This is a genomic window from Rhodovulum euryhalinum (genome assembly GCF_004342445.1).
Lineage (GTDB): Bacteria > Pseudomonadota > Alphaproteobacteria > Rhodobacterales > Rhodobacteraceae > Rhodovulum > Rhodovulum euryhalinum.
The window spans coordinates 236769-262099 of sequence record NZ_SLWW01000004.1 but is presented as its reverse complement, the minus strand read 5'-3'; the positions used below and the strand labels follow the sequence as shown (position 1 = coordinate 262099).

The 25331-nt window shown below is 69.0% G+C and carries 28 protein-coding genes and 1 pseudogene; 8 read left to right on the top strand and 21 right to left on the bottom strand.

What is annotated here, in order from left to right; genetic code table 11:
- Positions 1 to 220 precede the first annotated feature (220 nt).
- Positions 221 to 1408, bottom strand: a complete 1188-nt coding sequence (locus EV655_RS07060) for a DegT/DnrJ/EryC1/StrS family aminotransferase (protein WP_132543248.1) — start codon at positions 1406 to 1408, stop codon at positions 221 to 223.
- On the bottom strand, positions 1405 to 2082 hold the full coding sequence (locus tag EV655_RS07055; protein WP_132543246.1) for an HAD-IA family hydrolase: 678 nt from the start codon (positions 2080 to 2082) through the stop codon (positions 1405 to 1407). Before EV655_RS07055 ends, EV655_RS07060 begins: the two co-directional genes overlap by 4 nt.
- Positions 2083 to 2210: 128 nt before the next feature.
- Between EV655_RS07055 and glmU the strand changes: the two genes are divergently transcribed.
- On the top strand, positions 2211 to 3560 hold the full coding sequence (gene glmU, locus EV655_RS07050; protein WP_132543244.1) for a bifunctional UDP-N-acetylglucosamine diphosphorylase/glucosamine-1-phosphate N-acetyltransferase GlmU: 1350 nt from the start codon (positions 2211 to 2213) through the stop codon (positions 3558 to 3560).
- Between the two features lie 4 nt (positions 3561 to 3564).
- A complete protein-coding gene (glmS, locus tag EV655_RS07045) occupies positions 3565 to 5385 on the top strand; it encodes a glutamine--fructose-6-phosphate transaminase (isomerizing) (protein WP_132543242.1) in 1821 nt (606 codons plus the stop codon).
- A 4-nt stretch (positions 5386 to 5389) separates the two neighbouring features.
- On the opposite strand, the gene EV655_RS07040 is transcribed toward glmS, so the two are convergent.
- The 6 genes from EV655_RS07040 to rplM form a co-directional block, all read right to left on the bottom strand.
- Positions 5390 to 5992: a hypothetical protein gene (locus EV655_RS07040; RefSeq protein ID WP_132543240.1), complete on the bottom strand. Its 603-nt coding sequence runs from the start codon at positions 5990 to 5992 to the stop codon at positions 5390 to 5392.
- 166 nt (positions 5993 to 6158) lie between these two features.
- Positions 6159 to 6935 carry an enoyl-CoA hydratase-related protein gene (locus tag EV655_RS07035; protein ID WP_132543238.1) on the bottom strand — a complete coding sequence of 259 codons (777 nt, stop codon included), beginning with the start codon at positions 6933 to 6935 and terminating at the stop codon, positions 6159 to 6161.
- An 80-nt stretch (positions 6936 to 7015) separates the two neighbouring features.
- A complete protein-coding gene (locus EV655_RS07030) occupies positions 7016 to 7840 on the bottom strand; it encodes a sulfite exporter TauE/SafE family protein (protein ID WP_132543236.1) in 825 nt (274 codons plus the stop codon).
- A gap of 59 nt (positions 7841 to 7899) precedes the next feature.
- Positions 7900 to 8883 (bottom strand): tRNA dihydrouridine(20/20a) synthase DusA, encoded by a 984-nt coding sequence (dusA, locus tag EV655_RS07025; protein WP_132543234.1) that lies wholly within the window; start codon positions 8881 to 8883, stop codon positions 7900 to 7902.
- A 289-nt stretch (positions 8884 to 9172) separates the two neighbouring features.
- The gene (gene rpsI / locus EV655_RS07020; RefSeq protein WP_132543232.1) at positions 9173 to 9664 is read right to left on the bottom strand and encodes a 30S ribosomal protein S9; all 492 of its coding nucleotides are present in this window, start codon (positions 9662 to 9664) and stop codon (positions 9173 to 9175) included.
- A complete protein-coding gene (rplM, locus tag EV655_RS07015; RefSeq protein WP_132543230.1) occupies positions 9664 to 10128 on the bottom strand; it encodes a 50S ribosomal protein L13 in 465 nt (154 codons plus the stop codon). The genes rpsI and rplM overlap by 1 nt, the downstream gene beginning before the upstream one ends.
- A gap of 242 nt (positions 10129 to 10370) precedes the next feature.
- On the opposite strand from rplM, the pseudogene EV655_RS18620 reads away from it, so the two are divergent.
- From EV655_RS18620 to speE, 3 genes and pseudogenes are all read left to right on the top strand, one after another.
- Positions 10371 to 10484, top strand: a pseudogene (locus EV655_RS18620) (IS3 family transposase); the annotation flags it as partial.
- A 525-nt stretch (positions 10485 to 11009) separates the two neighbouring features.
- The gene (gene speD / locus EV655_RS07005) at positions 11010 to 11516 is read left to right on the top strand and encodes an adenosylmethionine decarboxylase (RefSeq protein WP_132543226.1); all 507 of its coding nucleotides are present in this window, start codon (positions 11010 to 11012) and stop codon (positions 11514 to 11516) included.
- A complete protein-coding gene (speE, locus tag EV655_RS07000; RefSeq protein WP_132543224.1) occupies positions 11513 to 12358 on the top strand; it encodes a polyamine aminopropyltransferase in 846 nt (281 codons plus the stop codon). Before speD ends, speE begins: the two co-directional genes overlap by 4 nt.
- Positions 12359 to 12494: 136 nt before the next feature.
- On the opposite strand, the gene EV655_RS06995 is transcribed toward speE, so the two are convergent.
- Positions 12495 to 12902, bottom strand: coding sequence for a PaaI family thioesterase (locus tag EV655_RS06995; RefSeq protein WP_424511304.1), 408 nt, complete (start codon positions 12900 to 12902; stop codon positions 12495 to 12497).
- A gap of 71 nt (positions 12903 to 12973) precedes the next feature.
- On the opposite strand from EV655_RS06995, the gene EV655_RS06990 reads away from it, so the two are divergent.
- Complete coding sequence (locus tag EV655_RS06990) at positions 12974 to 13762, top strand: enoyl-CoA hydratase (RefSeq protein ID WP_132543220.1); 789 nt, start codon at positions 12974 to 12976, stop codon at positions 13760 to 13762.
- 54 nt (positions 13763 to 13816) lie between these two features.
- Here EV655_RS06990 and EV655_RS18615 read toward each other — a convergent pair whose 3' ends face one another.
- The 5 genes from EV655_RS18615 to EV655_RS06970 all read right to left on the bottom strand — a co-directional run bounded on the left by EV655_RS18615 (position 13817) and on the right by EV655_RS06970 (position 17981).
- Entirely contained in the window at positions 13817 to 13981 is a 165-nt protein-coding gene (locus EV655_RS18615) for a hypothetical protein (protein WP_165905293.1), read from the bottom strand.
- 237 nt (positions 13982 to 14218) lie between these two features.
- Positions 14219 to 14473: a hypothetical protein gene (locus EV655_RS06985; protein ID WP_132543218.1), complete on the bottom strand. Its 255-nt coding sequence runs from the start codon at positions 14471 to 14473 to the stop codon at positions 14219 to 14221.
- 55 nt (positions 14474 to 14528) lie between these two features.
- A complete protein-coding gene (locus EV655_RS06980; protein WP_132543216.1) occupies positions 14529 to 16007 on the bottom strand; it encodes a carboxypeptidase M32 in 1479 nt (492 codons plus the stop codon).
- Positions 16008 to 16011: 4 nt separating this feature from the next.
- Positions 16012 to 17160 carry a COX15/CtaA family protein gene (locus EV655_RS06975; protein ID WP_132543214.1) on the bottom strand — a complete coding sequence of 383 codons (1149 nt, stop codon included), beginning with the start codon at positions 17158 to 17160 and terminating at the stop codon, positions 16012 to 16014.
- Positions 17161 to 17243: 83 nt separating this feature from the next.
- On the bottom strand, positions 17244 to 17981 hold the full coding sequence (locus tag EV655_RS06970; RefSeq protein ID WP_132543212.1) for an RNA methyltransferase: 738 nt from the start codon (positions 17979 to 17981) through the stop codon (positions 17244 to 17246).
- Positions 17982 to 18101: 120 nt separating this feature from the next.
- Between EV655_RS06970 and EV655_RS06965 the strand changes: the two genes are divergently transcribed.
- Positions 18102 to 18722, top strand: coding sequence for a thiamine phosphate synthase (locus tag EV655_RS06965; protein WP_132543210.1), 621 nt, complete (start codon positions 18102 to 18104; stop codon positions 18720 to 18722).
- Here EV655_RS06965 and olsA read toward each other — a convergent pair.
- The 3 genes from olsA to EV655_RS06950 form a co-directional block, all read right to left on the bottom strand.
- Positions 18719 to 19537 (bottom strand): lyso-ornithine lipid O-acyltransferase, encoded by an 819-nt coding sequence (gene olsA / locus EV655_RS06960; RefSeq protein WP_132543208.1) that lies wholly within the window; start codon positions 19535 to 19537, stop codon positions 18719 to 18721. The genes EV655_RS06965 and olsA overlap by 4 nt on opposite strands.
- Entirely contained in the window at positions 19534 to 20310 is a 777-nt protein-coding gene (gene olsB / locus EV655_RS06955) for an L-ornithine N(alpha)-acyltransferase (RefSeq protein ID WP_132543206.1), read from the bottom strand. Before olsB ends, olsA begins: the two co-directional genes overlap by 4 nt.
- A gap of 149 nt (positions 20311 to 20459) precedes the next feature.
- Positions 20460 to 20642, bottom strand: coding sequence for a DUF3553 domain-containing protein (locus EV655_RS06950; protein ID WP_132543204.1), 183 nt, complete (start codon positions 20640 to 20642; stop codon positions 20460 to 20462).
- 42 nt (positions 20643 to 20684) lie between these two features.
- On the opposite strand from EV655_RS06950, the gene EV655_RS06945 reads away from it, so the two are divergent.
- Positions 20685 to 21278 carry a histidine phosphotransferase family protein gene (locus EV655_RS06945; protein ID WP_132543202.1) on the top strand — a complete coding sequence of 198 codons (594 nt, stop codon included), beginning with the start codon at positions 20685 to 20687 and terminating at the stop codon, positions 21276 to 21278.
- A 135-nt stretch (positions 21279 to 21413) separates the two neighbouring features.
- Here EV655_RS06945 and EV655_RS06940 read toward each other — a convergent pair whose 3' ends face one another.
- The 4 genes from EV655_RS06940 to EV655_RS06925 are packed head-to-tail and all read right to left on the bottom strand — an operon-like array spanning position 21414 to position 25315.
- Complete coding sequence (locus EV655_RS06940) at positions 21414 to 22679, bottom strand: glutamate-5-semialdehyde dehydrogenase (protein WP_132543200.1); 1266 nt, start codon at positions 22677 to 22679, stop codon at positions 21414 to 21416.
- Positions 22676 to 23782, bottom strand: coding sequence for a glutamate 5-kinase (gene proB, locus EV655_RS06935; protein ID WP_132543198.1), 1107 nt, complete (start codon positions 23780 to 23782; stop codon positions 22676 to 22678). The genes EV655_RS06940 and proB overlap by 4 nt, the downstream gene beginning before the upstream one ends.
- Positions 23770 to 24807 (bottom strand): GTPase ObgE, encoded by a 1038-nt coding sequence (gene obgE / locus EV655_RS06930; RefSeq protein ID WP_132543196.1) that lies wholly within the window; start codon positions 24805 to 24807, stop codon positions 23770 to 23772. Before obgE ends, proB begins: the two co-directional genes overlap by 13 nt.
- Entirely contained in the window at positions 24794 to 25315 is a 522-nt protein-coding gene (locus tag EV655_RS06925; RefSeq protein ID WP_165905292.1) for a GNAT family N-acetyltransferase, read from the bottom strand. The genes obgE and EV655_RS06925 overlap by 14 nt, the downstream gene beginning before the upstream one ends.
- Between the last annotated feature and the right edge of the window lie 16 nt (positions 25316 to 25331).

Here is a 25331-nt window from a genome sequence, read left to right as displayed (position 1 = left end):
CGGCGGCTGCCGCGCCCCCGGCGCGGGCGCCCGGCGGGGGGGGGCGCCCGGGCCCCCTGCCCCCCCCCCCCCCCGGCGGGGGGGGGGGGGGGGGGGGGGCGCCCCCCCCCCCCCCCCCGGCCGGGGGCGCTGCCCCCGGACCCCCGGAGTATTTTCGCCAAGAAGAAGCCCAGTTCGTTTCATCGCCGGTCCGAGGTTCCGGGGGAAGGCCGGTTCCCGGCTATCCTGCGATGATCTCTTCGCGGATGATCCGGGCGATCAGGCTGCAATCGGCCTCGGAAAAGGTCAGCGGCAGGCGCATGTCGATCAGTCCCGCCAGCACGAGGTCGGTCCGTGGCAGAGGCTCGGGCGCGGCCCAGGCCCAGTGGGCATAGCGCGAGGTGAAGCCCCGGGGGCGCGCGGCCCCGAACCATTTCAGCTCCACCCCCCGGGCGGCACAGCGTTCAAGAACGCCCTCGATCCGGGATGCGGGCCAGCCGGGCAAGAGGAACTGGAAGGACGAGCCGACAAACGCCTCGGCCGCGGGCCGCGCGATCAGGCCCACCCCCGGCGTGTCCGCCAGCCCGGCCTCCATCGCCCGGTACAGCCGGTTCCAGCGCACCACCTGCGCGGGCAGACGGGCCAGTTGCGGGCGCAGGATCGCGGCGCGCAGGTTGTCCATCCGCCCCGACACGTTCGGCACCTCGGCCACCAGCCCCGCGAACGCCTGCGCCGGCGGCGCGGCGCGGTGGCGGTCATACAGCATGTAGGACCCCGACAGCAGCACCGCGCGGGCCATCAGCCCCGCGTCGTCGCTGACGATCAGCCCGCCCTCGCCGGAATTGAGGTGCTTGTAGGTCTGGGTCGAATAGCAGCCGATCACCCCGTGCCGCCCCGATGGCACCCCGTCCCAGGCCGCGCCCATCGTGTGCGCGCAATCCTCGATCACCGCGACGCCCGCCGCGTCGCAGATCTCCATCAGCCGTCCCATGTCGCAGATGTGCCCGCGCATGTGGCTCAGCATCAGCACCCGCGCGTCGGTCTGTTCAATCCGGCGTTCCAGGTGGTCCAGGTCGATGGTCAGCGCCTCGGTCGTCTCGACGAAGACCGGCCGTGCGCCGAGGCTGGCGATGGCGCCGGGCACCGGGGCCAGGGTAAAGGCGTTGGTCAGCACCGCCTCGCCAGGTTCCACCTGCAATGCCCTGAGCGCGCAGGCCAGCGCATAGCCACCCGAGGCCACGGCCAGGCAATGGCGCGCCCCGGTGAAGGCCGCGAACTCCTGTTCCAGCGCCGCCACCTCGCCCGTCTCGCCGGGCGCGAGGTTGTAGCGGTGCAGCCGTCCATGGCGCAGCACCGCGACGGCGGCCTCGATCGCGTCCTCGGGGACCGGCTCCTGCTGGGTGAAACTGCCGGTGAACCGCTCGCTCATGCCCCCCCCTGCGGGATCAGCCGCCCGGCCAGGTCGAACAGTTCGCCGTAATCGGCCATCAGCGCCTCGGGTGCCAGCCCCGGCATCTCGGCCGCGGCGGGGCCGAAGGTGACCAGCACGCAGGGCACCCCCGCCGCCCGGGCCGTATTCCGGTCGGTCGCGGAATCGCCGATCAGGATCGAACGGGCGACCGCACCGCCCGCGCGTTCCACCGCCGCGCGATAGGGCGCGGGATCGGGCTTGCGCACGGCCAGCGTGTCGGCGCCCACCAGCGAGCCGAACAGCCGCCGCACCCCCAGCCGCGTCAGCAGATCCTCGGCCAGCCCCTCGGGCTTGTTGGTGCAGATGCCCACGCGATAGCCCGCGCCGCGCAGCCGTTCGACCGCCTCGACAGCCCCCGGATACAGCCGTGTGTGCCGGTCGATGTTCCGCGCGTAATGGCCCAGGAAGACCGGGAACTGCGCCGCGACCTCGTCCCCGGTGTCCGCCACGCCCAACCGCTCGAACGCCAGCCGCAGCATCGCCCGCCCGCCCAGGAACGCGGTTGCGGCATCCGCCACCGGGTCCAGCGGCAGGCCCAGGCCCACATCCTCGAAACAGGCATTGGCCGCGTCGATCAGGTCGCGGCTGGTATCGGCCAGCGTGCCGTCGAGATCGAAGATGACGGTGCGCATGCCCCCTCCTTGCGCGGGATGCCGCCCGCCCTGAAACAGAGCGAAACGCCAAGTGAAGCGGGCGCCGGTTGCACGCCCGCATAACCGCGATAAAAGGGATGCGGCCAAAAGGAAAGAGCACAGACCCCATGCCGACAGCGCTGATCATCCTGGCCGCGGGCCAGGGCACGCGGATGCAGTCCGACCGCCCCAAGGTGCTGCACGAGGTGGCGGGCGCGCCGCTGATCGCGCATGCGATGGCGGCAGGCGCTGCGCTCGACCCGGTGCGCACGGTGATCGTGGCAGGCCACGGCGCCGATGCGGTGCGGGCAGCCGTGCTCGACCTTGACCCCGATGCGGCCGTGGTCGAGCAGACCGAACAGCTCGGCACTGCCCATGCCGCGGCCCAGGCCCGCGCCGCGCTGGACGGCGTCACGGGGGATGTGATCGTGCTTTACGGCGACACGCCCTTCATCCGCCCCGAGACGCTGGCCGCCATGGCAGAGGCCCGCGCCCACCACGCGGTCGTCGTGCTGGGGTTCGAGCCCGCCGATCCGGGCCGCTATGGCCGGCTGGTGCTGGCGGGCGACGAACTGGAGCGGATCGTCGAATACAAGGACGCGACCGAGGCCGAGCGCCAGATCGGCCTGTGCAATTCCGGCGTCATCGCCTGCGACGGCACGCTTTTGTTCGACCTGATCGCCGAGGTCGGCAACGACAACGCCGCCGGTGAATATTACCTCACCGACATCGTCGGGCTGGCCCGTGCCCGCGGCCTGTCGGCGGGGGTGGTGATCTGCGACGCGGCCGAAACCATGGGCGTCAATTCCCGCGCCGACCTGGCCGCGGCCGAATCCGCCTTTCAGACCAGCGCGCGCGCGCAGGCGCTGGACAACGGCATCACGCTGATCGCGCCCGAAACCGTGTTCCTCGCCTTCGACACCGTGATCGGCCGCGACACGGTGATCGAGCCCAACGTGGTCTTCGGCCCCGGCGTCACGGTGGAATCGGGCGCCCTGATCCGCGCCTTCAGCCATCTCGAAGGCTGTCATGTCAGCCGCGGCGCCGTCGTCGGCCCCTTTGCCCGGCTGCGCCCCGGGGCCGAACTGTCCGAGGACGTGCGCGTGGGCAATTTCGTCGAGATCAAGAACGCGCTGGTGGCGGAAGGTGCCAAGATCAACCATCTCAGCTATATCGGCGACGCCACCGTGGGCGCGCAGGCGAATATCGGCGCGGGCACCATCACCTGCAATTACGACGGTGTGTTCAAGCACCGTACCGAGATCGGCGCGCAGGCCTTCATCGGCTCGGACACGATGCTGGTCGCGCCGGTCAGGGTGGGCGCGGGCGCGATGACCGGCTCGGGTTCGGTCATCACCGGCGACGTGCCCGCGGGGGCGCTGGCGATCGGCCGGGCGCGGCAGCAGAACAAGCCGGGCCTTGCCACGAAACTGTTCGAGAGATTGCGAGCCGAGAAGGCCCGGCGCAAAAGGGATTGATCTGATGTGCGGAATTGTCGGCGTTCTGGGCGATCACGAGGTTGCCCCCATCATGGTCGAGGCGCTGCGGCGGCTGGAATACCGCGGCTATGACAGCGCGGGAATCGCCACGGTGAATGGCGGCCGGCTCGACCGCCGCCGCGCTGTGGGCAAGCTGGTGAATCTCTCGGACCTGCTGGTGCACGACCCGCTGCCGGGCAAGGCGGGCATCGGCCATACCCGCTGGGCGACCCACGGCGCCCCCACGGTCGCCAACGCCCATCCCCACCGCGCGGGCCGCGTCGCCGTGGTGCATAACGGCATCATCGAGAATTTCCGCACCCTGCGCGCGGATCTGGTGGCGCAGGGCGCGGGCTTCGAAAGCGACACCGATACCGAAACGGTCGCGCATCTGGCGCAATCCTTCCTCGACGCGGGGCTGTCCCCGCGCGAGGCCGCCGAGCGCACGCTCGACCGGCTCGAAGGCGCCTTTGCGCTGCTGTTCCTGTTCGAGGGCGAGGACGACCTGATGATCGCCGCCCGCCGCGGCAGCCCGCTGGCCGTCGGCCATGGCGAGGGCGAGATGTACGTGGGGTCGGACGCCATCGCGCTGGCGCCGCTGACCCACCGGATCACCTATCTGGAAGAAGGCGACCGCGCCATCGTCACCCGCGCCGGCGCGGCCTTCTTCGACGCCGCGAGCCGCCCGGTGAACCGCGAGATCCGCACCATCGAGATCGACGCGACCCGCGTGGAAAAGGGCGGCTACAAGCACTTCATGGCCAAGGAGATCGCCGAACAGCCCAGCGTTCTGGGCGACGCGCTGCGCCACTACCTGGGCGAGGGCGGCGAGATCGTCCTGCCCGGCGGCGGCATCGACTTCACCCACGTCAGCCGCGTGACCATGGTGGCCTGCGGCACCGCCTACCTGGCCTGCATGACCGCGAAATACTGGATCGAGCAACTGGCCGGCCTGCCCGTCGATGTCGATATCGCATCGGAATTCCGCTACCGTGAACCGCCGATCCCCGCGGGTACGCTGGCCGTCTTCGTCAGCCAGTCGGGCGAGACCGCCGACACGCTGGCCGCACTGCGCTATTGCGAGGGCCGCGCGCAGCGGATCGTGTCGGTGGTCAATGTCGCCGAAAGCTCGATCGCACGCGAAAGCGATCTTGCCCTGCCGATCCTCGCCGGGGCCGAGATCGGGGTGGCCTCGACCAAGGCCTTCACCTGCCAACTGGCTGTGCTGGCGCTGGTCGCGCTCGACGCCGCGCGCCAGCGCGGGGCGCTGGACGCCGTAACGCTTGCCGCCCACATCCAGGATCTGCGCACGATGCCTGGCCGGCTGAATGCCGCGCTGGCCGCCGGGCCGCGGGTCGAGACGATCGCCCGGCATCTGGCCGAGGCGAGCGACGTGCTGTTCCTGGGGCGTGGCGCGATGTATCCTCTGGCCCTTGAAGGCGCGCTAAAGCTAAAGGAAATCAGCTATATACATGCCGAAGGTTATGCATCGGGCGAACTGAAGCACGGCCCCATCGCGCTGGTGGACAACACCGTGCCGGTGATCGTGATGGCGCCCCACAACCGGCTGTTCGACAAGACCGTGTCGAACATGCAGGAGGTGATGGCCCGCGGCGGAAAGGTGCTGCTGGTCACCGACTCCAGGGGCGCGGCCGAGGCGGGCGACGGGGTGTGGCAGACGCTGGTGATGCCAGAGGCGCCCGAGCTTTTCACGCCGATCCTCTACGCCCTGCCCGCGCAATTGCTGGCCTATCACACGGCGGTCGCCAAGGGCACCGACGTGGACCAGCCGCGCAACCTCGCGAAATCGGTGACGGTGGAATAGCGCCTCAGACCACCCGGCACTCGAAAAGCTGCCAGTAACGCGCCACGCCCGCCTCCTGCAGGGCGGCGACAAGCGGGCCGCCCATGAAGAACCCGTTGATCAGCCTGGGGTCGAACCAGATCGCCGGGGCCTCCAGCGCCTGGGGCGTCACGGCGACGTCGCCGTCCTTCGGCGCGCGGGGCAGCAGCCATTGTGCAGCGTCGTATTCGCTTTGCCGCAGCGCCGGGCTGCCCTCGGGCGCCAGCGCTTCGAACACGTGGTAGCGCGGGATCGTGTAGAAGGCGCGCTCCGCCCCGATCTCGGTGGTGCGGTCGGCCAGGAAGATCCGAAGCGGCAACAGCAGCGTCCGGCCGAGGTCGAATTTCAGCATCGGCGCGGCGATCTGGCCACTCATGATGATGCCGCTGCCGCCCATGAACAGCGGTGGCAGGTCCTTGAGCGGATCGTCCCGGTATTTGCCATAGAGATGCACCGGTAGGTCCTGCTCGGCGGGATCGCGGCGTTCGTCCAGCGCCACCCATCCGGGTTCGCTCTTATCCTTCTCAAGCCCTCTGACCAGGGTCGAGTCGGTCTTGACCGCACTCACCCAGACCCGATCCTGCGCCATCGCCCTGCTCCTCCGTCCCGGTCGCCCCCTCGATAGCCCGGACCGCCCGGCGGGGGAATGGGACGCGCGGTCCCGGCTTGACGGGGCGCCGCGGGAAGAGGCCGAGCGCCCCTGCCCGCAACGCGCAGTTGGAATCGTGTCGTCCCGTGGTGTCACGCAGCTCCGGCTAGCGTCCCTCGAACCGCGGCTTGCGCTTTTCCAGAAAGGCCACCACCCCCTCCCTGAAGTCCAGCGTCGCGCCACATTCGCCCTGAAGCCGCGCCTCGAGCGACAGTTGCGCCTCCAGATCGTTGGCGTAGGACGCCCGGATCGCCTCCTTCAGGCGGGCATAGGCGACGGTCGGCCCCGCGGCCAGTTGCGCGGCGCGCGCCTGCCAATGGGCGGCGAACCCGTCCTCGGGCACCGCCTCCCAGATCATTCCCCAGTCGGCCGCCTGGCGCGCGGGCACCGGCTCGGCGAACATGGCGGCCCCCATGGCGCGGGCGAATCCCACCTGGCGCGGCAGCCAGTAGGTGCCCCCCGCGTCGGGGATCAGCCCGATCCGGGTGAAGGCCTGCAGGAACACCGCCGCCTCGGACGCGATCACCACGTCGGCCGCCAGCGCAAGGTTCGCCCCCGCCCCCGCCGCCGGACCGTTGACCGCGGCAATGGTCGGGATCGGACAGTCGAAGATCGCGCGCAGCATCGGCTCGTATTCATCGCGCAGCGTGCGTTCCAGGTCGATATTCGCGACATTCGCCCCCTGCCCCAGATCCTGCCCGGAACAAAAGGCCCGCCCCGCCCCGGTGATCACCAGCACCCGCGCGGCCTCGGGTGCGTGGCGCACCGCGTCGAGGATCTCGGCCCGCATCTGGGTGTCGAGCGCGTTCATCACCTCGGGCCGATTCAGCGTCAGCACGCCGATTCCATCCGCCACGCGATAGTCGATCGCCTTGTAGACCATGCTGCCCGTCTCCCTCTGCCGAACGGTCCCAGATTATCCCGACCCGCGCCGGGGGAAAGCGGAACGCTGCGGCGCGCGGCTCACAGCCCCACCGCCTTGCGCAGCATGTTCCCGGCCACGACGATCGCGAACAGGGCAAAGACCCGGCGCAGCGGCTTCGGGTCCAGCCGGTGGGCAAGCGCCACGCCCAGCGGCGTGGTGAGCAGGGTCATCCCGACGATCACCGCGAAGGCCGGCAGATTCACCGCGCCGAAGGTCAGCGGCGGCCGGCCCGCGGGCGGAATGTCGACCAGCAGGAACGCGATCACCGAGGGCAGCGCGATCAGCACGCCGAAGCCCGCCGCCGTCGCCACCGCGCGGTGGATCGCCTGGCCATAGACGGTCATCAGCGGCACCCCGAAGAGACCCCCGCCGATCCCCATCAGCACCGCGAGAAACCCCACGCCAGAGGACAGCGCCGCCCGGAGCGTGCCCCCCGGCATCGTCTCGGCCAGCCGCCAGCCTGACCGGCCGAAGGCCAGATAGCCGCCCGCCAGCACCCCCAGCACGCCAAAGATCGCCTGCAGCACCTCGGAGCGCAGCCCCGCGGCCACCAGCACGCCAACCAGCGCGCCCAGCACCAGCCCCGGCGCCCAGGTTTTCAGGATCGCCCAGTCGACCGCCCCCTTGCGGTTATGCGCCAGCACCGAGCGTACCGAGGTCACGACGATGGTGGACAGCGACGTCGCCAGGCAGATCTGCATGAGCTGCGGACTGTCATAGCCAAGCGCGCCGAAGGCGTAGAAGAAGGCCGGCACCAGGATCAAGCCGCCGCCCACGCCCAGCAGTCCCGCGATCACGCCCGCGATGGCGCCGATCAGCAGAAGCATCGCCAGCATCGGCAGGAACAGGGAAAGCTCGGGCATGGGATCCTCCGACCGGTCCCCTGCCCCTTAGCCCAGCCGCCCCCGCCGCGCCAGAGGGCTCACGCCGCGCAGGGCAGAGCCGCCAGCGCCTCGTCCAGCAGGTCGAGCCCTGCGCCGGGCCGCGTCGCGCCCTCGGACAGCACCCGCCGCCAGGCCCGCGCGCCGGGCTGGCCTGCATAAAGCCCCAGCATGTGGCGCGTGACGTTGTGCAGCCGCCCGCCGCTGGCCAGATGCTGCGCGATATAGGGTTTCATCGCGTCCACGACCTCTTCGCGGGTTTTCCGCCCGGGCACGCCGAAGATCGCCTCGTCGGCCCCCAGCAGGATCGCCGCCGGGTCGTGGTAGGCCGCCCGCCCGATCATCACGCCGTCAAGCCCGCCCGCCAGAAGGCGCTGCGCCTCGTCCAGCGAGAGCACCCCGCCATTGAGGCAGATCGTCAGCCCAGGAAAGGCGCGCTTCATCTCGTGGACAAGACCGTAATCCAGCGGCGGGATATCGCGATTCTCCTTGGGGCTGAGGCCCTGCAGCCAGGCCTTGCGGGCATGGACAACGAACCGCGTCACCCCGGCCGATGCGACCGTATCCAGAAACGCGGGCAGCACCTCGCGCGGGTCCTGGTCGTCGACGCCGATCCGGCATTTCACGGTGACCTCGACCGAGGACGCCGCCCGCATCGCCGCGACGCAGTCTGCTACCAGTCCGGGCGTCTTCATCAGCACCGCGCCGAAGGTGCCCGATTGCACCCGGTCGGACGGACAGCCGACGTTCAGGTTGACCTCGTCATAGCCCTCGTCGCAGCAGATCCGCGTCGCCTCGGCCAGCTCCTGCGGGTCCGATCCGCCAAGTTGCACCGCGACGGGATGCTCGGCCGGGTCGAAGGCCAAGAGATGCCGCGCGCCGCCCCGCACCAGCGCGGGGGCTGTGACCATCTCGGTGTAAAGCAGCGTGCGCGCGCTCATCAGCCGGTGGAAATACCGGCAATGCCGGTCGGTCCAGTCCATCATGGGCGCGACGGACAATCTGGCGTTTTGATTTGTCTGCATTTTTATCTTCAAACCGTTGACGGCGATCTTGGATTGCGATGGCCCACGGGCCGCTATCCCCGACTGGCCCTCTGCGACCATTCATTGCACAAATGGCGCACGCGAAAAATGGCCGCCATGCCCACGCTCCATTCCGGCGCCCGCCGGGCCACACCAGAGGGACGCCGCACGACCCATCCACCGCTCCCGGCGCGGAGCCGTGCATCGGACCTGCCGGACAGCCCGCCATCCGTGAACGAAAAAGGGCCGCGCCATATGGCGCGGCCCCTGCAGGGTCCGGTGACCGGCCTCAGCGCTTGGAGAACTGGAAGCTGCGGCGGGCCTTGCGGCGGCCGAACTTCTTGCGTTCCACCACGCGGCTGTCGCGGGTCAGGAAGCCGGCGGCCTTCAGCGCGTCGCGCAGGCCCGGATCGTAGATCTGCAGCGCCTTCGAGATGCCGTGCTTGACGGCGCCCGCCTGCCCCGACAGCCCGCCGCCCTTGACGGTGGCCATCACGTCGAACTGGTCGACGACGCCGGCGACCGAGAACGGCTGGCGCAGGATCATCTGCAGCACGGGACGCGCGAAATAGGCGTTGATGTCCTTGCCGTTGACCGAGACCTTGCCCGAACCCGGCTTGATCCAGACGCGGGCAACCGCGTCCTTCCGCTTGCCGGTGGCATAGGAGCGGCCAAACTGATCGCGAACCGGTTCGCGCGGAGCATCGGAGTCGGCCAGCATGGCGGCCCCGCCCGAGACGGCCTGGTTCAGCTGGTCGAGGGATTTGATTTCTTCGGCCATCACGCGCTCCGGGTGTTCTTCTTGTTCATGGACCTGACGTCCAGCACTTCGGGATTCTGCGCCACATGCGGATGCTCGGCCCCGGCGTAGACACGCAGGTTGGTCATCTGCTTGCGCGACAGGATGTTGCCCGGCAGCATGCGCTTGACCGCGGCGGTCACGACACGCTCGGGATGGGCGCCATCCAGGATCTGGGCCGCGGTGCGGTGCTTGATCCCGCCCGGGTGGCCGGTGTGCCAGAAGTATTTCTTGTCGGCGCGCTTGTTGCCGGTCATCTGCACCTTGTCGGCGTTGATGACGATCACGTTGTCGCCCATGTCCATATGGGGCGTGAAGGTCGGCTTGTGCTTGCCGCGCAGGCGCATGGCGACGATCGAGGCGAGACGGCCGAGAACGACGCCCTCGGCGTCGATCACGATCCACTTCTTCTCGATATCCGCCGGGGTAGCGGTGAAGGTTTTCATTTCTCTTGCCCTATCGGCTGGGTGGTCCATGGGGCGGGCCTTTGCCCTTCCCCGGTCGGGATGGCAGAGTTCTAAGCATTTTGCGAGTCCAGTCAAGCGCATTTAACGGTATTTACATTAGCCTTTTCAATGTCTTGCAATTAAGGTATTATTTTACCCCACATCAATAGATGCAAGCGGCACCGGTTTTCCAAGGGTCGGCGACCTCCGCAGGCGCAGCCGCGGATGTGGTTCACGGGTGCAGGACAGATTGGCCCGACCGCGCCGATGTGTTCGACTACATCGAGCGCTTCTACAATCCGAAGCGACGCCATTCCAAGCTGGGCTACCTAAGTCCCATGGCGTTCGAGGACCGAGCCATGCAAACCCAACCCGGTGTCCACAAAACCGGCAGCAGGCCACCGGGCGAGGACGAAACGACGGTGTGCTCCATGGCGGTCCCCTCGCGGCAAGAGCTTTGGGAGAAGGTGAAGGCGTCCCCCGGCGCGGCCTGGCAGCGCACCAGGGAGGTCGCGCCGACACTTCCCGACATGCCCGACGTGAAACTCGATCGGGCCTCGCGCTTTCTCGAACGGTTGGGCGAAGGCGTCGAGACGGCCATCGACAGGACCAGACAGGGCGGTGCGGACATCGCCGACCGGTTCAGGCGCAAAGGTCCGGACCACGCCGAGTGACGGATTGGGCCCGCCCCACCCTCCGCCCCGGCGCTCCGGCCCCGTTCCCGGGAAATCGCACGGGACCTGCGGAAAACCCCTTGATCGACTCGGCCGGAACCCTTAGGTGCCCCCCACACGATCGGAACCGATCCCAACTTCGGAGTCTTCCCGGGGGGGCGCTAAGGGACCGACTGGATTCAATCTGCTGGTCAGAAGGGGAGCGCCATGAACGACGCCAACCTCTTCCAACTGGGGATCGGTCTGGAGACAGGCGCCCATGCGGAAGATCACCGTAGCCACACGGCTGCATACGTAACCCGTGACGTTTTCGACGACGCGCGCGATGATCATTTCATCCGCCGCGACGGCCGGGTCTTTGCCGGCACGCATCTCATCATCGAGGTGGTGAACGGCCATGGCCTGGACGACGAGGCCCGCATCCAGCAGGCGTTCCGCGACTGCGTGGACGAATGTGGCGCGACGCTGCTGCACATCCACACCCACAAGTTCAGCCCCCAGGGCGTGAGCGGGGTGGCGGTGCTGGCCGAAAGCCACATCTCGGTCCACACCTGGCCCGAGATCGGATACGGCGCGTTCGACGTCTTCATGTGCGGCGATGCCCAGCCCTGGCGGGCGGTCGACGTGCTCAAGCGCGCCTTCGCGACCCATGATGTCCGCGTCAAGGAATTGCTGCGCGGCGACGGCCTGGTGACGGACGTTCAGGCGGCATGACCGACTGGGTCCACGAGGCGCTGCACCGCGACTACGCGCAATCCCTGCGCGTGGACGAGGTGCTGTACGACAGCGAGACCGCGCATCAGCGGCTGAGGGTGTTCACCAACGGCACCTTCGGCCGCGTCCTCACGCTGGACGACGTGGTGCAGACGACCGAGGGCGACAACTTCATCTATCACGAGATGATGACCCATGTGCCGATCCTGGCGCATGGGGCCGCCCGCCGCGTGCTGATCATCGGCGGCGGCGATGGCGGCATGGCGCGCGAGGTGCTGCGGCATGCGTCCATCGACCATGTCACCATGGTCGAGATCGACGCGGGCGTGGTCGATTTCTCGAAGCAGTACCTGCCGATGCTCAGCCAGGGCGCGTTCGACGACCCGCGGCTGAGGCTGGTGATCGACGACGGCGCGGCCTTCCTGCGGACCACCACCGACCGGTTCGACGTGATCGTGGTCGATTCCACCGACCCGATCGGCCCGGGCGAGGTGCTGTTCACCGACACGTTCTACGGCCACGCGAAACGCGCGCTGACCAAGGACGGCATCCTCGTCACCCAGAACGGCGTGCCCTTCATGCAGGGCGATGAACTGACGAACACGATGCGCGCCTTCAAGGCGCTGTTTGGCGACTGGGGCTGCTACCTTGCCACCATCCCCACCTATGCGGGCGGGCCGATGGCCTTCGGCTGGGGCACCGACGGGCAGGGACGCGCGGTGCCGCTGGACACGCTGGCGGATCGCTTCGCGTCCGCCGGCATCGAGACAGGCTATTACACGCCCGAAGTGCATAAGGCCGCCTTTGCCCTGCCCTTCTATGTCAGGCGGCTGATGCCATAGCGCCGCGCGCCCCGGGACCCTCCCCCGCCGCCCACTTCTTCTTGGTGAAAATACTCCGGGGGTCCGGGGGCAGCGCCCCCGGCGGTTCGCCTTGGCAAAGCCAGGGCGACACCCGGCACAGCGCTTGCCGCGACCCTCACGCCGGCGGGATCGAATAGGTCAACCCCGCGCGCGCCACGGCACCCTCCATCCCCTCGGACAGGATCAGCGCATCCCCCACCGCCAGCACCCGGCCCAGCTTCAGCAGTCGCGCCTCGCAGACCAGATCCCGCCCGGCGGCCGGTTTCCGCATGAAGTCGATCGAACAATTGGTGGTGACCGCCAGCGCCTTTGGGCCGATCATCGCGAGGATCGCCAGATAGATCCCCACATCGGCCAGCGCGAACATCGACGGCCCCGAGACCGTGCCGCCGGGGCGCAGGTGGCGCTCGGCGACCCGCATCCGCACCCGGACCGCCATCGGTGCCACGTCCTCGATCACGAAATCCTCGCAGACCTGCGGAAATTCGCGCGCGAGAAACGCCTCGAGCGCGGGTTTGTCCATCACCGGTTTCATGCCCTTTTCCCTCCTGCCTTTGCCGCGTAGTGTGCCCGGCAAACGGGAGGAGAGACAAGATGACCGAGATACTGGTACGCGAGGATGCGGGCGGCATCGCAACGCTGACGCTGAACGCGCCCGAGCGGTTGAACGCGCTGTCCGACGCGATGCTGGCCGCGCTTCAGGCCCAGATCGACGCGCTGTCCGAGGATCGCAACACCCGTGTGGTGATCCTGAGGGGCACCGGCAAGGCGTTCTGCGCGGGCCACGACCTTAAAGAGATGCAGGCCGCCCGCCAGGCCGAGGACGGGGGCCGCGCCTATTTCGCCGACCTTTTTGCCCGCTGCGCCCGGGTGATGACGGGACTGATGCGCCTGCCCCAGCCGGTGATCGCCGCGCCGCACGGCATCGCCACCGCGGCGGGCTGCCAGCTTGTCGCCTCCTGCGACCTGGCCATCGCGGCCGAGGGCACGCGGTTCGGTGTGAACGGGGTGAATATCGGGCTGTTCTGTTCCACGCCGATGGTCGCGCTGTCGCGCAACATCCCACGCAAGCAGGCCTTCGAGATGCTGACCACGGGCGGATTCATCGGCACCGACCGGGCCGAGGCGCTGGGGCTGATCAACCGGGCGGTGCCCCATGACGCGCTCGAGGCCGAGACCCGCGCGCTGGCCGAGACCCTGGCCTCCAAGCTCGATGCCGCGGTGCGGATCGGCAAGCGGACCTTCTACGAACAGATCGAGATGGGGGTCGACGCAGCCTATGCCCATGCGGGCGCTGTGATGGTCGAGAACATGCTCTGGCGTGACACGAACGAGGGAATCAGCGCCTTCATCGAAAAACGCCCGCCGGACTGGCAGGAGTAGACAGAATGATCGGGGCCGGGCGGCACGCCACCCGGCCCCGATCACGTATTCAGGTCACTCGGCGGCCATGGCCGGCGTCACGGCATTGGCTTCGGCTTCCTTCTCGGCGCGGCGGCGGCGCGTCTCGGCCAGCTGCTCTTCGGTCTGGCGCATGTTGATGTAGGCGAAGGCAACGACGAAACCGATGGTGCCGATTGCGAGCGGTCCGATGATGTCCATGATCCAGTTCCCTTTGTGTGTTTGGTTATGCAAGGGATACGGGGGCCATCGGAAACCGGATCACCGGGATTGAAGAATTTTCGCAGTATCAAAGGCATACACCGGCATACACGAAGCCAAGAGCTTGTTCCCAAATGAAATAAGGCCAGAAGATGGCGCCGATCAAACGAATGTGAACAGCGCCGAGACCGCAGCACAGACCGTCGAGTTCCCACACAGGTCGCCGCCCGGACGGGTCTATTTGACCAGGATGATGACGATCAGGAAGAAGATCAGAAGCCCGATCACCCCCGCGTTGGCGAACAGCAGGCTCGTGAACAGCAGCGCCACCAGCACCGAGATCACGATCAGCGCCTGTTCGTAGCCGGGACGGCGCGAGACGCGTTCCTCGATCTCTTCGGGGGTATAACGCCGGATCACTCCGCCGAGAATGGCGAAGGCCACCCGCCGAGCACTCTGCCACAGCTCTGCCAAGAGTGTGCCGCGCCGCATCATTCCGCCTTGTAACAGCGCCGGAGCGCCGATTCCAGCCCGGAGAGCCGGGCGTTCAGAGATCGTAGAGCGCCCCGAACTTGGCGTCGAGATAATCCAGAAGCGGCCCCTCGTGCGGCGCGAACCCGCAGGCGCGCTCGATCGTCGCGGCGGGCTCGGACAGGCCGCCATGGCGCTGGACATGATCGCGCAGCCAGGCCGTGGCAGGCTCGGCATGGCCGCGGGCGAGATCGTTGTCGAGCGAGGGCACCGCGGCCCTCAGCGCCGTGTAAAGGCAGCCCGCATAGACATTGCCCAGCGTGTAGGTCGGGAAATAGCCGAACAGCCCGACCGACCAGTGCACATCCTGCAGCACCCCGTTCGCGGGCCGGTCGACCGCGACGCCGAAATCCGCCGCAAACCGCGCATTCCACGCCTCTTCCAGGTCGGCAACCTCCAGGCGCCCGGCGATCAGCTCGCGTTCCAGATCGAAGCGCAGCATGATGTGCAGGTTGTAATGCACCTCGTCGGCCTCGGTGCGGATATGACCGGAATGGACGCGGTTCACCGCGGCATAGAACGCGTCTGCATCCCCTGCCCCCGCCTGCCCGAACACCTCGCCCATCCGGCCGAAAAGCCAGCCGCAGAAGGCGCGGCTGCGGCCAAGCTGGTTCTCGTAGATCCGGCTCTGGCTTTCATGTACGCCCATCGACACGCCCTGGCCCAGCGGCGTCAGACGGAAGGCCGGGTCGATCCCCTGCTCGTAGGCGCCGTGGCCCACCTCGTGCAGCGTGGAATAGAGACAGCCCAGCGGCTCGGCCGTGTCCACCCGCGTGGTGATGCGCACATCCGTCCCCGACCCGCTGGTGAAGGGATGCACCGACCGGTCCAGCCGCCCGTGGCGCCAGTCATAGCCGAAATGGCTGGCCACTTCGCGGGCCAGAACCATCTGCCCCTCGGCCGGGAAATTGCCCGACAGCGCCGCGGGGGTGCGGGCTGATCCCATGATCCGCTCGCGCAGGTCGACCAGGCGCGGCCGCATCCGGTCGAACATCGCACCGATCCCTTCCGCGGTGGCGCCCGGTTCGTAGTCGTCCAACAGCGCGTCGTAGAGATCGCGCCCATCGGCCAGCGCGGCGGCCTCCTCGCGCTTCAGCCGGACGACCTCGGTCAGCACCGGCAGGAAATGGGCGACATCGTCGGCCGCGCGGGCCTCGGCCCAGATGCCCTGCGCCCGGCTTGTCACCCGGGCCAACTGGGCCGACAGCGTGTCGGGCAGGCGCACGGCCCGGGCATGGCTGCGGCGGATATGGCGGATCTGCGCGCGCCCCACATCGTCCAGCGCGCCCTCGTCCACCGCCGCCAGCCAGTCGCCGACCCGCGAATCGGTGCGGCGCGCATGCAGCACCGATTCGAGGGCGCCCATCTCGTCGGCGCGCTGCTGGGCGGCGCCCTTGGGCATCATTGTTTCCTGGTCCCAGCCAAGCCGGCCCATCACCTGGGCCAGCGCCTCGGTCTCGCGCTGGAACGCCATCAGATCGTCGAAGGCCACCATTCCCCTAGCCCCGGATCGTCGATTGCTGCACGGGGTATTGCGCCAGGAAGCGCGCGCGCAGCACCAGCGTCCACAGCGTGATCGCGCCGATCTGGTGGGCGACCGCGATCGGCCATTGCGCCGCGAACAGGATCGTCCCGATCCCCAGCGACGCCTGGGTGACCACCATCAGCGCGACGTGGTCAAAGGCGCGTCGCGTGCGCCGGTGTACGCTTTTCCGCCCGACGAACCATGTGACGACCCCGACCAGCACGACCAGATAGCCGTTCATCCGGTGGATGAACTGCACCAGCGCGTGGTTCTCGAAGAAGTTGCGCCACAGCGGTTCGATGTAGAACGGGTTGGGCGGCAGGAACCCGCCCGCCATCAGCGGCCAGTCGGTATAGGCCCGGCCCGCATAAAGGCCGGCCACCTGCGAACCGAGCAGGATCTGCAGGAACACCAGCAGCATCAGCGCAGAGCCCATCCGGTAGCCCGCCCGGTCGCGCACCCGGCGGGCCTGCAACAGGTCCGCCTCGCTGCGCGAGAGCTTGAAGATGAACCACGCGGTCAGCCCCACCAACGAAAAGCCAAAGCCGATATGCAACGCCATCCGGTAGGACAGGAAGTCGAAGGGCGGCGGCGCGATCCCGCCCCCGCCGACCAGCCAGTCGGCCGCCCCCAGCAGAACGATCAAGACGCCAAGCCCGAACAGCCGCAACGTCCAGCCCTTGGGCATCTTGCCCGCGGCAAGGAAGCCGACAAAGCCCACCGCCCAGAGAACCAGCGCGGTCGGCGCAAGCTGGCGCGAGCCCCAGCCCCACCAGAAGGCAAGCTGGAACTCCTCGATCCCCATCCCGTGCGTCTCGCCCCGGTAGACCGGGCTGTCGCGGAACCGCTCGAACGCGGCCAGCCAGTCGCCGGGATCGAGCGGCGGCAATGCACCGAACAGCGGGTTCCAGTCCGGCATCGGCACCAGCATCTCGGTCAGACGCGCAAAGGCGCCGATCACCAGCATCGCGGCGACGATCAGGAACAGCATCATCAGCCACAGCCGCACCGCGTCGCGCGCGCCGCGGCGTGCCGCACGGTCGATGGCGCCGGGCTGGGCCAATGGCCGCTCGCGCGGGGCCTCGGTGCCGACCTCCTCGAAGATGTTGCGCTTCTTCGTCATGGCTGTTTCCTCTCGGCCGGGCGCCCTGTCCGCCCGCGTCGGCTGTGCCGCGAACAGTAGGGCCCGCGGGGGGTGCCTTCAAGTCAGAGCCCGTCGCCCCGGCCCCGCATCAATTGCCGCAGCATGCCGTGCAGGGTCTGCACATCGGCGCGCGTCAGCGGCATCCGGCTCCAAAGGTTGCGCAGGTTCAGCTTCATGTTGGCGGCCTTGGTCTCGGGGAAGAAGAAGCCCACCGCATCGAGGCGTTCCTCGAAATGCTCGGCAAGCTTCTCGACCTCGATCGCCGTGGCGGGCGCGGCGCCGGCCATTTCCAGCCGTTCCGGCACGATCCCCGGCGTCTCGCGGCGCCATTCATAGGCGGTCAGCAGCACGCATTGCGCCAGGTTGAGCGAGGCGAATTCGGGGTTCGCCGGCACCTCGACGATCGCGTTCGCCCGCACGATGTCGTCGTTTTCCAGCCCGGCACGCTCGGGGCCGAACAGGACGGCAACCCGGCGCCCCCCGGCAATCATCCCGCGCGCCTCTGCCATCGCGCGTTCGGGGGTGACGACGGGCTTGGTCAGCCCGCGGGCGCGCGACGTGGTGGCATAGACATAGTCGCAATCGGCCAGCGCCTCGGCGGTGCTGGCAAAGACGCCTGCGTGGTCCAGAAGCCGCCCCGCGCCCGAGGCCAGCGCCACCGCGCGCGGGTTGGGCCAGCCGTCGCGCGGATCGACCATCCGCATCCGGTCAAGGCCGAAATTCCACATCGCCCGCGCCGCCGCGCCGATATTCTCGCCCATCTGCGGACGGACAAGGACGAAGACGGGCTGATCGGCCATGCGGGGCGGGCTCCTGTCTGGTTTTCGTCCGCCTGATACGCGGCTGCCGCCCGCGGTTCAAGCGATGGTCAAGCCGCGGAAACCCCGCTATAGGGGCGCGAACCACCGAGGAACCCGCCCATGGCCGAGATCGAGCGCCCCCAGATCTACCTGATAACCCCCCCCGCCTTCGAGTTGGAGGAGTTTGCCCCGCGCCTGTGCGCGGTGCTGGATGCGCACCCTGTAGCCTGCCTGCGGCTGGCGCTTGCCACCCGCGACGAGGACACGGTCGCGCGCGCCGCCGATGGCCTGCGCGAGATCGCCCATGCCCGCGACGTGCCGCTGGTGATCGAGGCGCATCTGGGCCTGGTCGAGCGGCTGGGCCTGGACGGGGTGCACCTGACCGATGGCGCCCGCAACGTGCGCAAGGTCAGAACGGCCCTGGGGGCGGACGCCATCGTCGGCGCGTTCTGCGGCGCCTCGCGCCATGACGGGATGAGTGCGGGCGAGGCAGGGGCGGATTATGTGGCCTTCGGGCCGGTGGGCGAGACCGGTCTTGGCGACGGCACGCAGGCCCCGCACGATCTGTTCGAATGGTGGTCCGAGATGATCGAACTGCCCGTCGTGGCCGAGGGGGCACTGGATCAGGAACGGGTCGCAAGCCTTTCGCCTGTGGTCGATTTCTTTGGTCTGGGCGAGGAAATCTGGCGCACCGATGATGCCTGCGCGACGCTGGCGCGCCTGATCGCCGCGATGGGCTAGGCCGACGGCATCGCGCTGCGCACCGCGTCCTCGCAGGCCATGGCAAGCGCCTTGCGATCAGGGAAATCCGAAACCCGCAGCGGCGCGTGATAGACCAGTTCGACGCCCCCTTGCGGCCGGGCCGCCAGCACGTTCAGCAGGTGTGCACCAAATCCCATGTCGCCCCACCACCCGTAGAACGCCGCATGCTGGCCCGGCGGCGCGGTATAGATCACCGTGACCGGCTGGATATGCAGGATATCCTTCAACTCATTTGTAAGGAACGCCGCGAAAAGCGTTGTCTTGAAAGGCAGAACCCGCCGCCCGTCGGTCGAGGTGCCTTCGGGGAAGAACAACAGCTTGTGGCCCGCCTTCAGCCGCTCTTCGAACAGTTGGGCATGGGCCTTCGCCTCGCGCCGGTCGCGGTTGATGAAGACCGTCCCCGTCGCCCGCGCCAGCCAGCCGATCCCGGGCCATCCCGCCACCTCGGCCTTCGAGACGAAATAGACGCGCTTGCGGGCATTCAGTGCAAAGATGTCCAGCCAGGAGGCATGGTTCGCCACCACCGCGCCGCGCGCGCGCATCTGCTGCCCGCGCACGGTATGGCGGATCCCGAGGATCACGAAGGCCATGCGGCAGACGAATTGCGTGATGAAGGGTGTGACCGGCCGGTGCCAGCCGAACAGCGGGCGCTCGGCCAGCCGCACCAGCAAGAGCAGCCCCAGGCAGCCAAAGGTCACCGCCCCCAGCGCCGTGCCCCGCCAGACAACCCGCAGCCATCCGGCGGCCGTGATCGGCGGCGCGGGCGGCGGCTCGGCCCCGCGCCAGGTGCTCACCCGCGCCCCCGCCCATAGCGCGCGCTGCCCTTGGCGCTCATCTGCGCGGTGTCCATCAGAAGGCACACATCGACCGTGTTGAACGCCCGGTCGACATAGGCCCCCTCGCCCACGAAGCCGCCAAGCCTGAGATAGGCCTTGATCAGCGCGGGCAATGCCAGCATCGCGCGCTTGCGGTCGATCCGGTCCTCGTCCAGCAGGTCCATCCGCTGGAAATGTCCCTCGACCGCACGCACCCGAAGCGGTTCTGGCGCCAGGAACCGGTGGTGCAGGTGGGACAGCGGCTCGGCCAGCGCCTCGACATCGGTACCGTGAAAGCTGGCCACCCCGAACAGGATCTCGATTTCCCGCTCCACCACGTAGTCGGCAAGCCCGTTCCACAGGTGATAGAGCGCCGTGCCGCGCCGACAGTCGCGATGCACGCAGGACCGGCCAAGCTCCAGCAGGCGGCGCCCGCTGTCTTTCAGGCGGGTCAGGTCATATTCGTCCTCGGAATAGAACCGCCCCAGCGCCGCCGCCCGTTCCGAGGTCAGCAGGCGATAAACCCCCACGACGTGATCCAGCGCCGCCGCATCGCGGCGGGTGTCGACCAGGATCAGGTGGTCGTAATGGGGATCGAACGCATCCCGCTCCAGCCGGTTCTCGTGATCGACCAGCGGCCCGTCGCCGCCCAGTTCCGCCACGAAGACCTCATAGCGCAGCCGCTGCGCGGCGCGCAGGTCCGCCTCGGTCTGGGCAAGGCGCAGTTCGAAATGATCTTCGGGCGGTTTCATAGCTGCTGGTTCCCGGCGCCCGGTCGGGGCGGTCTCGGCGCGTTCTAGGGGGCGGCGCGCCCAAGCGCAACCGCGCGCATGCCGCCCCCCCGTCCCCGCCCGTTAAGGCGGCGTTAACGATCTTCCGTCAGCCTGTCCGAAATCATGGTTCAGGACTCGTAAACCGGCATGAGCTCAACCCGCGCCCCGTCGATCACCACCTTGCCCGCCTCGCGGAAATTGACGGTGATCCGCGCCCCGATCACCGACTGCACCTGGCCGATGCCCCAATCGGGCTGGCCCGGGTGGCGCACCAGCATGCCGGGTTCGAGAATGGAATTCAGGGGCTTCATCGTCGCTGTCCTTCCTGTCCGTCCGGCGGGGGGGGGCGGCCAATGACTGACCTCACCGCGCTGGTCGGCTCGCGCATCTGCCACGACCTTATCAGCCCGATCGGGGCAATCGGCAACGGGATGGAACTGCTCGAAATGCTGCCTGACGTCGCCGGCCGCGACGAACTCGGGCTGATCGCCGACAGCGTGGCCCGCGCCAACGGGCGGATCCGGCTGTTCCGGCTGGCCTTCGGCGCCGCGGGCGAAGGCGTCGAGGTCGCAGGCGCCGAACTCGCGGACATCCTGAACGACTATTACGGCGGCAGCCGGATCGAGATCGCGGCCGAACCTCCCGCCGCGCTGCCAAGGTCGCTGGCCAAGGTGGTGCTGCTGGCCGTGCTCTGCGCGGAAACCTCGCTGTTGCGCGGCGGCCGAATCGCGATCACCGGGCTCGGCGGCGAGATCGCGCTGACCGCCGAAGGCGACCGGCTGAACCTCGATCCCCGTCTCTGGCTTCCGATCGCCGAGGGCCGCGCCCCCGAGGGCGAGATCAGCGCCGCCGAGGTGCAGTTCGCCCTGCTGCCCGCCGCGGCACGCGCGGCTGGCCGCCACCTGGCGCTGTCCCGCGGCGACACCCGGTTCGACCTCGTCCTCTGACCCCGGCTTCTTCTTGGCCCCAATACTCCCGCCGGAGGCGCGCGCGGCCAATGGCCGCGCGCCCGGCCCAACGCCGGACAAACGGGGGCAAGGCCCCCGTGCGGGCCGGGGGCGGGAGCATCCCCCGGCAGCGCGTCACGGCCGGATCGTCCCCGCGCCCTCGACCAGGTACTTGAAGCTCGTCAGCTGCTCGGCCCCCACCGGGCCGCGTGCATGCAGCTTGCCGGTGGCGATCCCGATCTCGGCGCCCATCCCGAACTCGCCGCCATCGGCGAACTGGGTCGAGGCATTCCGCATCAGGATCGCGCTGTCCAGCCGCTCGAAGAACCGCGCCGCGGCCCCGTCATCCTCGGTCAGGATCGCGTCGGTGTGACCCGAGCCGTGGGTCCGGACATGCGCGATCGCGGCGTCGATGTCGTCCACCACGCGCGCGGCGATGTCCATGTCGAGATATTCGCGCCCCCAATCCTCGGCCGTGGCGGGCATGGTGCCGGGCAGGCGCGCCAGCGTCTCGTCGGCATGGACCCGCACGCCCGCCGCGACCAACGTCGCCACCAGATCCGCCCCCAGCGTGCTGGCCACGTCGCGGTGGACCAGCAGGCATTCGGCCGCCCCGCAGATCCCCGTCCGCCGGGTCTTGGCGTTCAGCACCACGCGCAGCGCCTTTTCGGGGTCGGCGGCACGGTCGACATAGATGTGCACGATCCCTTCGAGGTGGGCAAAGACCGGCACGCGGGCCTCGCGCTGGACAAGGCCCACCAGCCCCTTGCCGCCACGAGGCACGATCACGTCGATCACCCCGGTCATTCCCAGCATGGCGCTCACCGCCGCGCGGTCCCGCGTCGGAACGCGCTGGATCGCGTCCTCGGGCAGGCCGGCCGCGCGCAGTCCGTCCAGCAGACAGGCATGCAGCGCACCCGAGGAATGGAAGCTCTCGGACCCGCCCCGCAGGATCACCGCGTTGCCGGCCTTCAGGCACAGGGCCCCCGCATCCGCCGTCACGTTGGGCCGGCTTTCGTAGATCACGCCGATCACGCCCAGCGGCGTGCGCACCCGGCGGATATGCAGCCCCGACGGCATGTCCCATTCCGCCATCACCTGCCCCACCGGATCGGGCTGGGCGGCGACCGCGCGCAGCCCAGCGACGATCCCCGCGATCCGGGCCGGATCGAGCTTCAGCCGGTCCAGCATCGCGGGGCTCAGCCCCTTGTCGCGGCCGAACGCCATGTCCTTGTCGTTGGCCGCGAGGATCTCGGCCTCACGCGCCGCCACCGCGTCCGCGGCGGCCTCCAGCGCGCGCCGCTTGGCGGCCGGATCGGCAAAGGCGAGGTCCGCCGCCGCGGCCTTCGCGCGGGCGCCCAGATCGGCCATCATCGCGGGAATGTCGGTCTCGTCCCTCATGTCGCCATGTCGTCCCTGTGGATCAGCGCCGCCCGACCGGGATAGCCGAGGATCGCCTCGATGTCACCCGACCGGCAGCCCCTGATGAGCCGCGCCTCGGCGGCGGTATAACGCGACAGCCCCGTGCCCAGCCCCTGCCCCTCGGGGCCGAGGATCGCCACCGGGTCGCCGCGCCCGAAATCGCCGGTGACCGCCGCCACCCCCGCGGGCAGCAGCGACTTGCCCGTGCCAAGCGCCGCAACCGCGCCCGCATCGACGGTGATCGACCCCCGCGGCTTCATCGCCGCGATCCAGCGCTTGCGCGCCGCCTGCGGGTCGCCCTTGGGCCGGAACCAGGTGCAGGGCGCGCCGTTCTCCAGCGCCCGCAGGGGCCGCAGCACCGCGCCCTGGGTGATCGCCAGCGCGCAGCCCGCCCCGGTGGCGGTCTTGGCGGCCATCAGCTTGGTCTTCATGCCGCCCTTGGACAGCCCCGAGGCCGCATCGCCCGCCATCGCCTCGATCTCGGGGGTGATCTCCTCGATCAGGTCGAAGCGGTGGGCGGCGGGGTCCTCCGCCGGGTTCGCGGTGTAGAAGCCGTCGACATCCGACAACAGCACCGCCACGTCGGCGCCGACCGTCACCGCCACCTGCGCGGCAAGCCGGTCGTTGTCGCCATAGCGGATCTCGTCGGTGGCGATCGTGTCGTTCTCGTTCACGATCGGCACGACGCCAAAGCCCAGCAAGGTCTCCATCGTGGCACGCGAGTTGAGATAGCGCCGCCGGTCCGCGCTGTCCTCCAGCGTCACCAGCACCTGCCCCGTGGTGATCCCGTGCGGCGCCAGCACCTCTTCGTAGGCGCGCGCCAGCCGGATCTGGCCAACCGCGGCGGCCGCCTGCGACTGTTCCAGCGCCAGCGTGCCCAGCCCCAGCCCCAGCACGCCGCGCCCCAGCGCGATCGAGCCTGACGAGACCAGGATCACGTCCGCGCCGCGCGCCTTGAGCATCGCGACATCCTCGGCCAGCGCACCGAGCCAGTCGGCGCGCAGTGTGCCGGTCGCACGGTCCACAAGCAGCGCCGAGCCGATCTTGACGACGATCCGCCGCGCAGCCGTCAGGGACGCCACGACCCGGCCTCCTCGCCCGTCTGCCGGTGGCGCAGACGGTCGCCGTCGATCTGGGCCTTGAGCGCGCGCAGCACCTCGGCGATGCCCTCGTGCGAGACGCCCGACATCAGCAGCACCGGGTGGCCGATCTCGGCCTCGAGCGCGGCACGCTTCTCGGCGCGTTCCTCGTCGTCGAGCGCATCCACCTTGTTCAGCACGGTGACCCGCGGTTTTTCCGCCAGATGCCCGCCATAGGCCTCCAGCTCGTGGATGATCGTGCGGTAATCGGCCACCACGTCGTCCGAGGTCGCGTCGATCAGGTGCAACAGCACCGCGCAGCGTTCCACATGGCCAAGGAACCGGTCGCCGATGCCGCGGCCCTCATGCGCGCCCTCGATCAGACCGGGGATGTCGGCGATCACGAATTCCACCCCGTCGATGCCGACCACACCCAGGTTCGGGTGCAGCGTGGTGAAGGGGTAATCCGCGATCTTGGGCCGGGCGTTCGAGGTAGCGGCCAGAAAGGTCGACTTGCCCGCGTTCGGCATCCCCAACAGCCCCGCATCCGCGATCAGCTTGAGCCGCAGCCAGATCGTGCGCTCGACGCCCTCCTGCCCCGGGTTGGCGTGGCGCGGCGCCTGGTTGGTCGCGGTCTTGAAATGCAGGTTCCCCCAGCCGCCATTGCCGCCCCTGGCCAGCAGCACGCGCTGGCCAAGTTCGGTCATGTCGGCGATCAGCGTTTCCTCGTCTTCGTCGAGGATCTCGGTTCCCACGGGGACCCGCAGCACGATATCCTCGCCGCTCGGCCCCGTTTTCTGCCGGCCCATGCCGGGACGGCCGTTGCCGGCAAAGAAATGCTGCTGGTAGCGAAAGTCGATCAGCGTGTTCAGCCCATCGACCGCCTCGACCCAGACATCACCGCCATCGCCGCCGTCGCCGCCATCGGGGCCGCCATATTCGATGAACTTCTCGCGGCGGAAGCTGGCACAGCCATTCCCGCCGCTGCCCGAGCGGATGTGGACCCTGGCGAGGTCAAGAAATTTCATGGGAGACCTCGAAACTTGCGCGCATCAGGCGATAGTGGATATTCGGCGCAGGCTCAAGGCGCGCCAGCGATGGACCCATGCCGACGCCGGTCCTCTCGAAGCCAAGCTTGGCAAGGACCCGGGCCGAGGCGGGATTGTCGGCGAAATGGTCGGCCGTCACGACGTCAAGCCCCGGAAACCGGGCGAAAGCATCCGACAGGAACGCGCGCGCCGCCTCGGTGGCAAGGCCCCGGCCCCACTGCGCAGGATCGAGGAAATAGGACAGCGATGCCGGCGCGCCCCACAGACCGCATCCTCCGATCAGCGCACCATCCCGAAGCGCGATCGCGGCGCGATAGCCGACCTCGCCGCGAAACCGCGCCTTGTCGATCCAGAACCGTATCTCGGCCGCGGGCCAGGGCACCGGGATGGTGCCCATCATCGCCGCGACACGCGAGTCGGCGCCGATACGCGCCAGCGCGGCGATGTCGCCAGGGCCGAACGGGCGCAGCACAAGGCGCGGCGTCACGATTCGAAATCCGGAC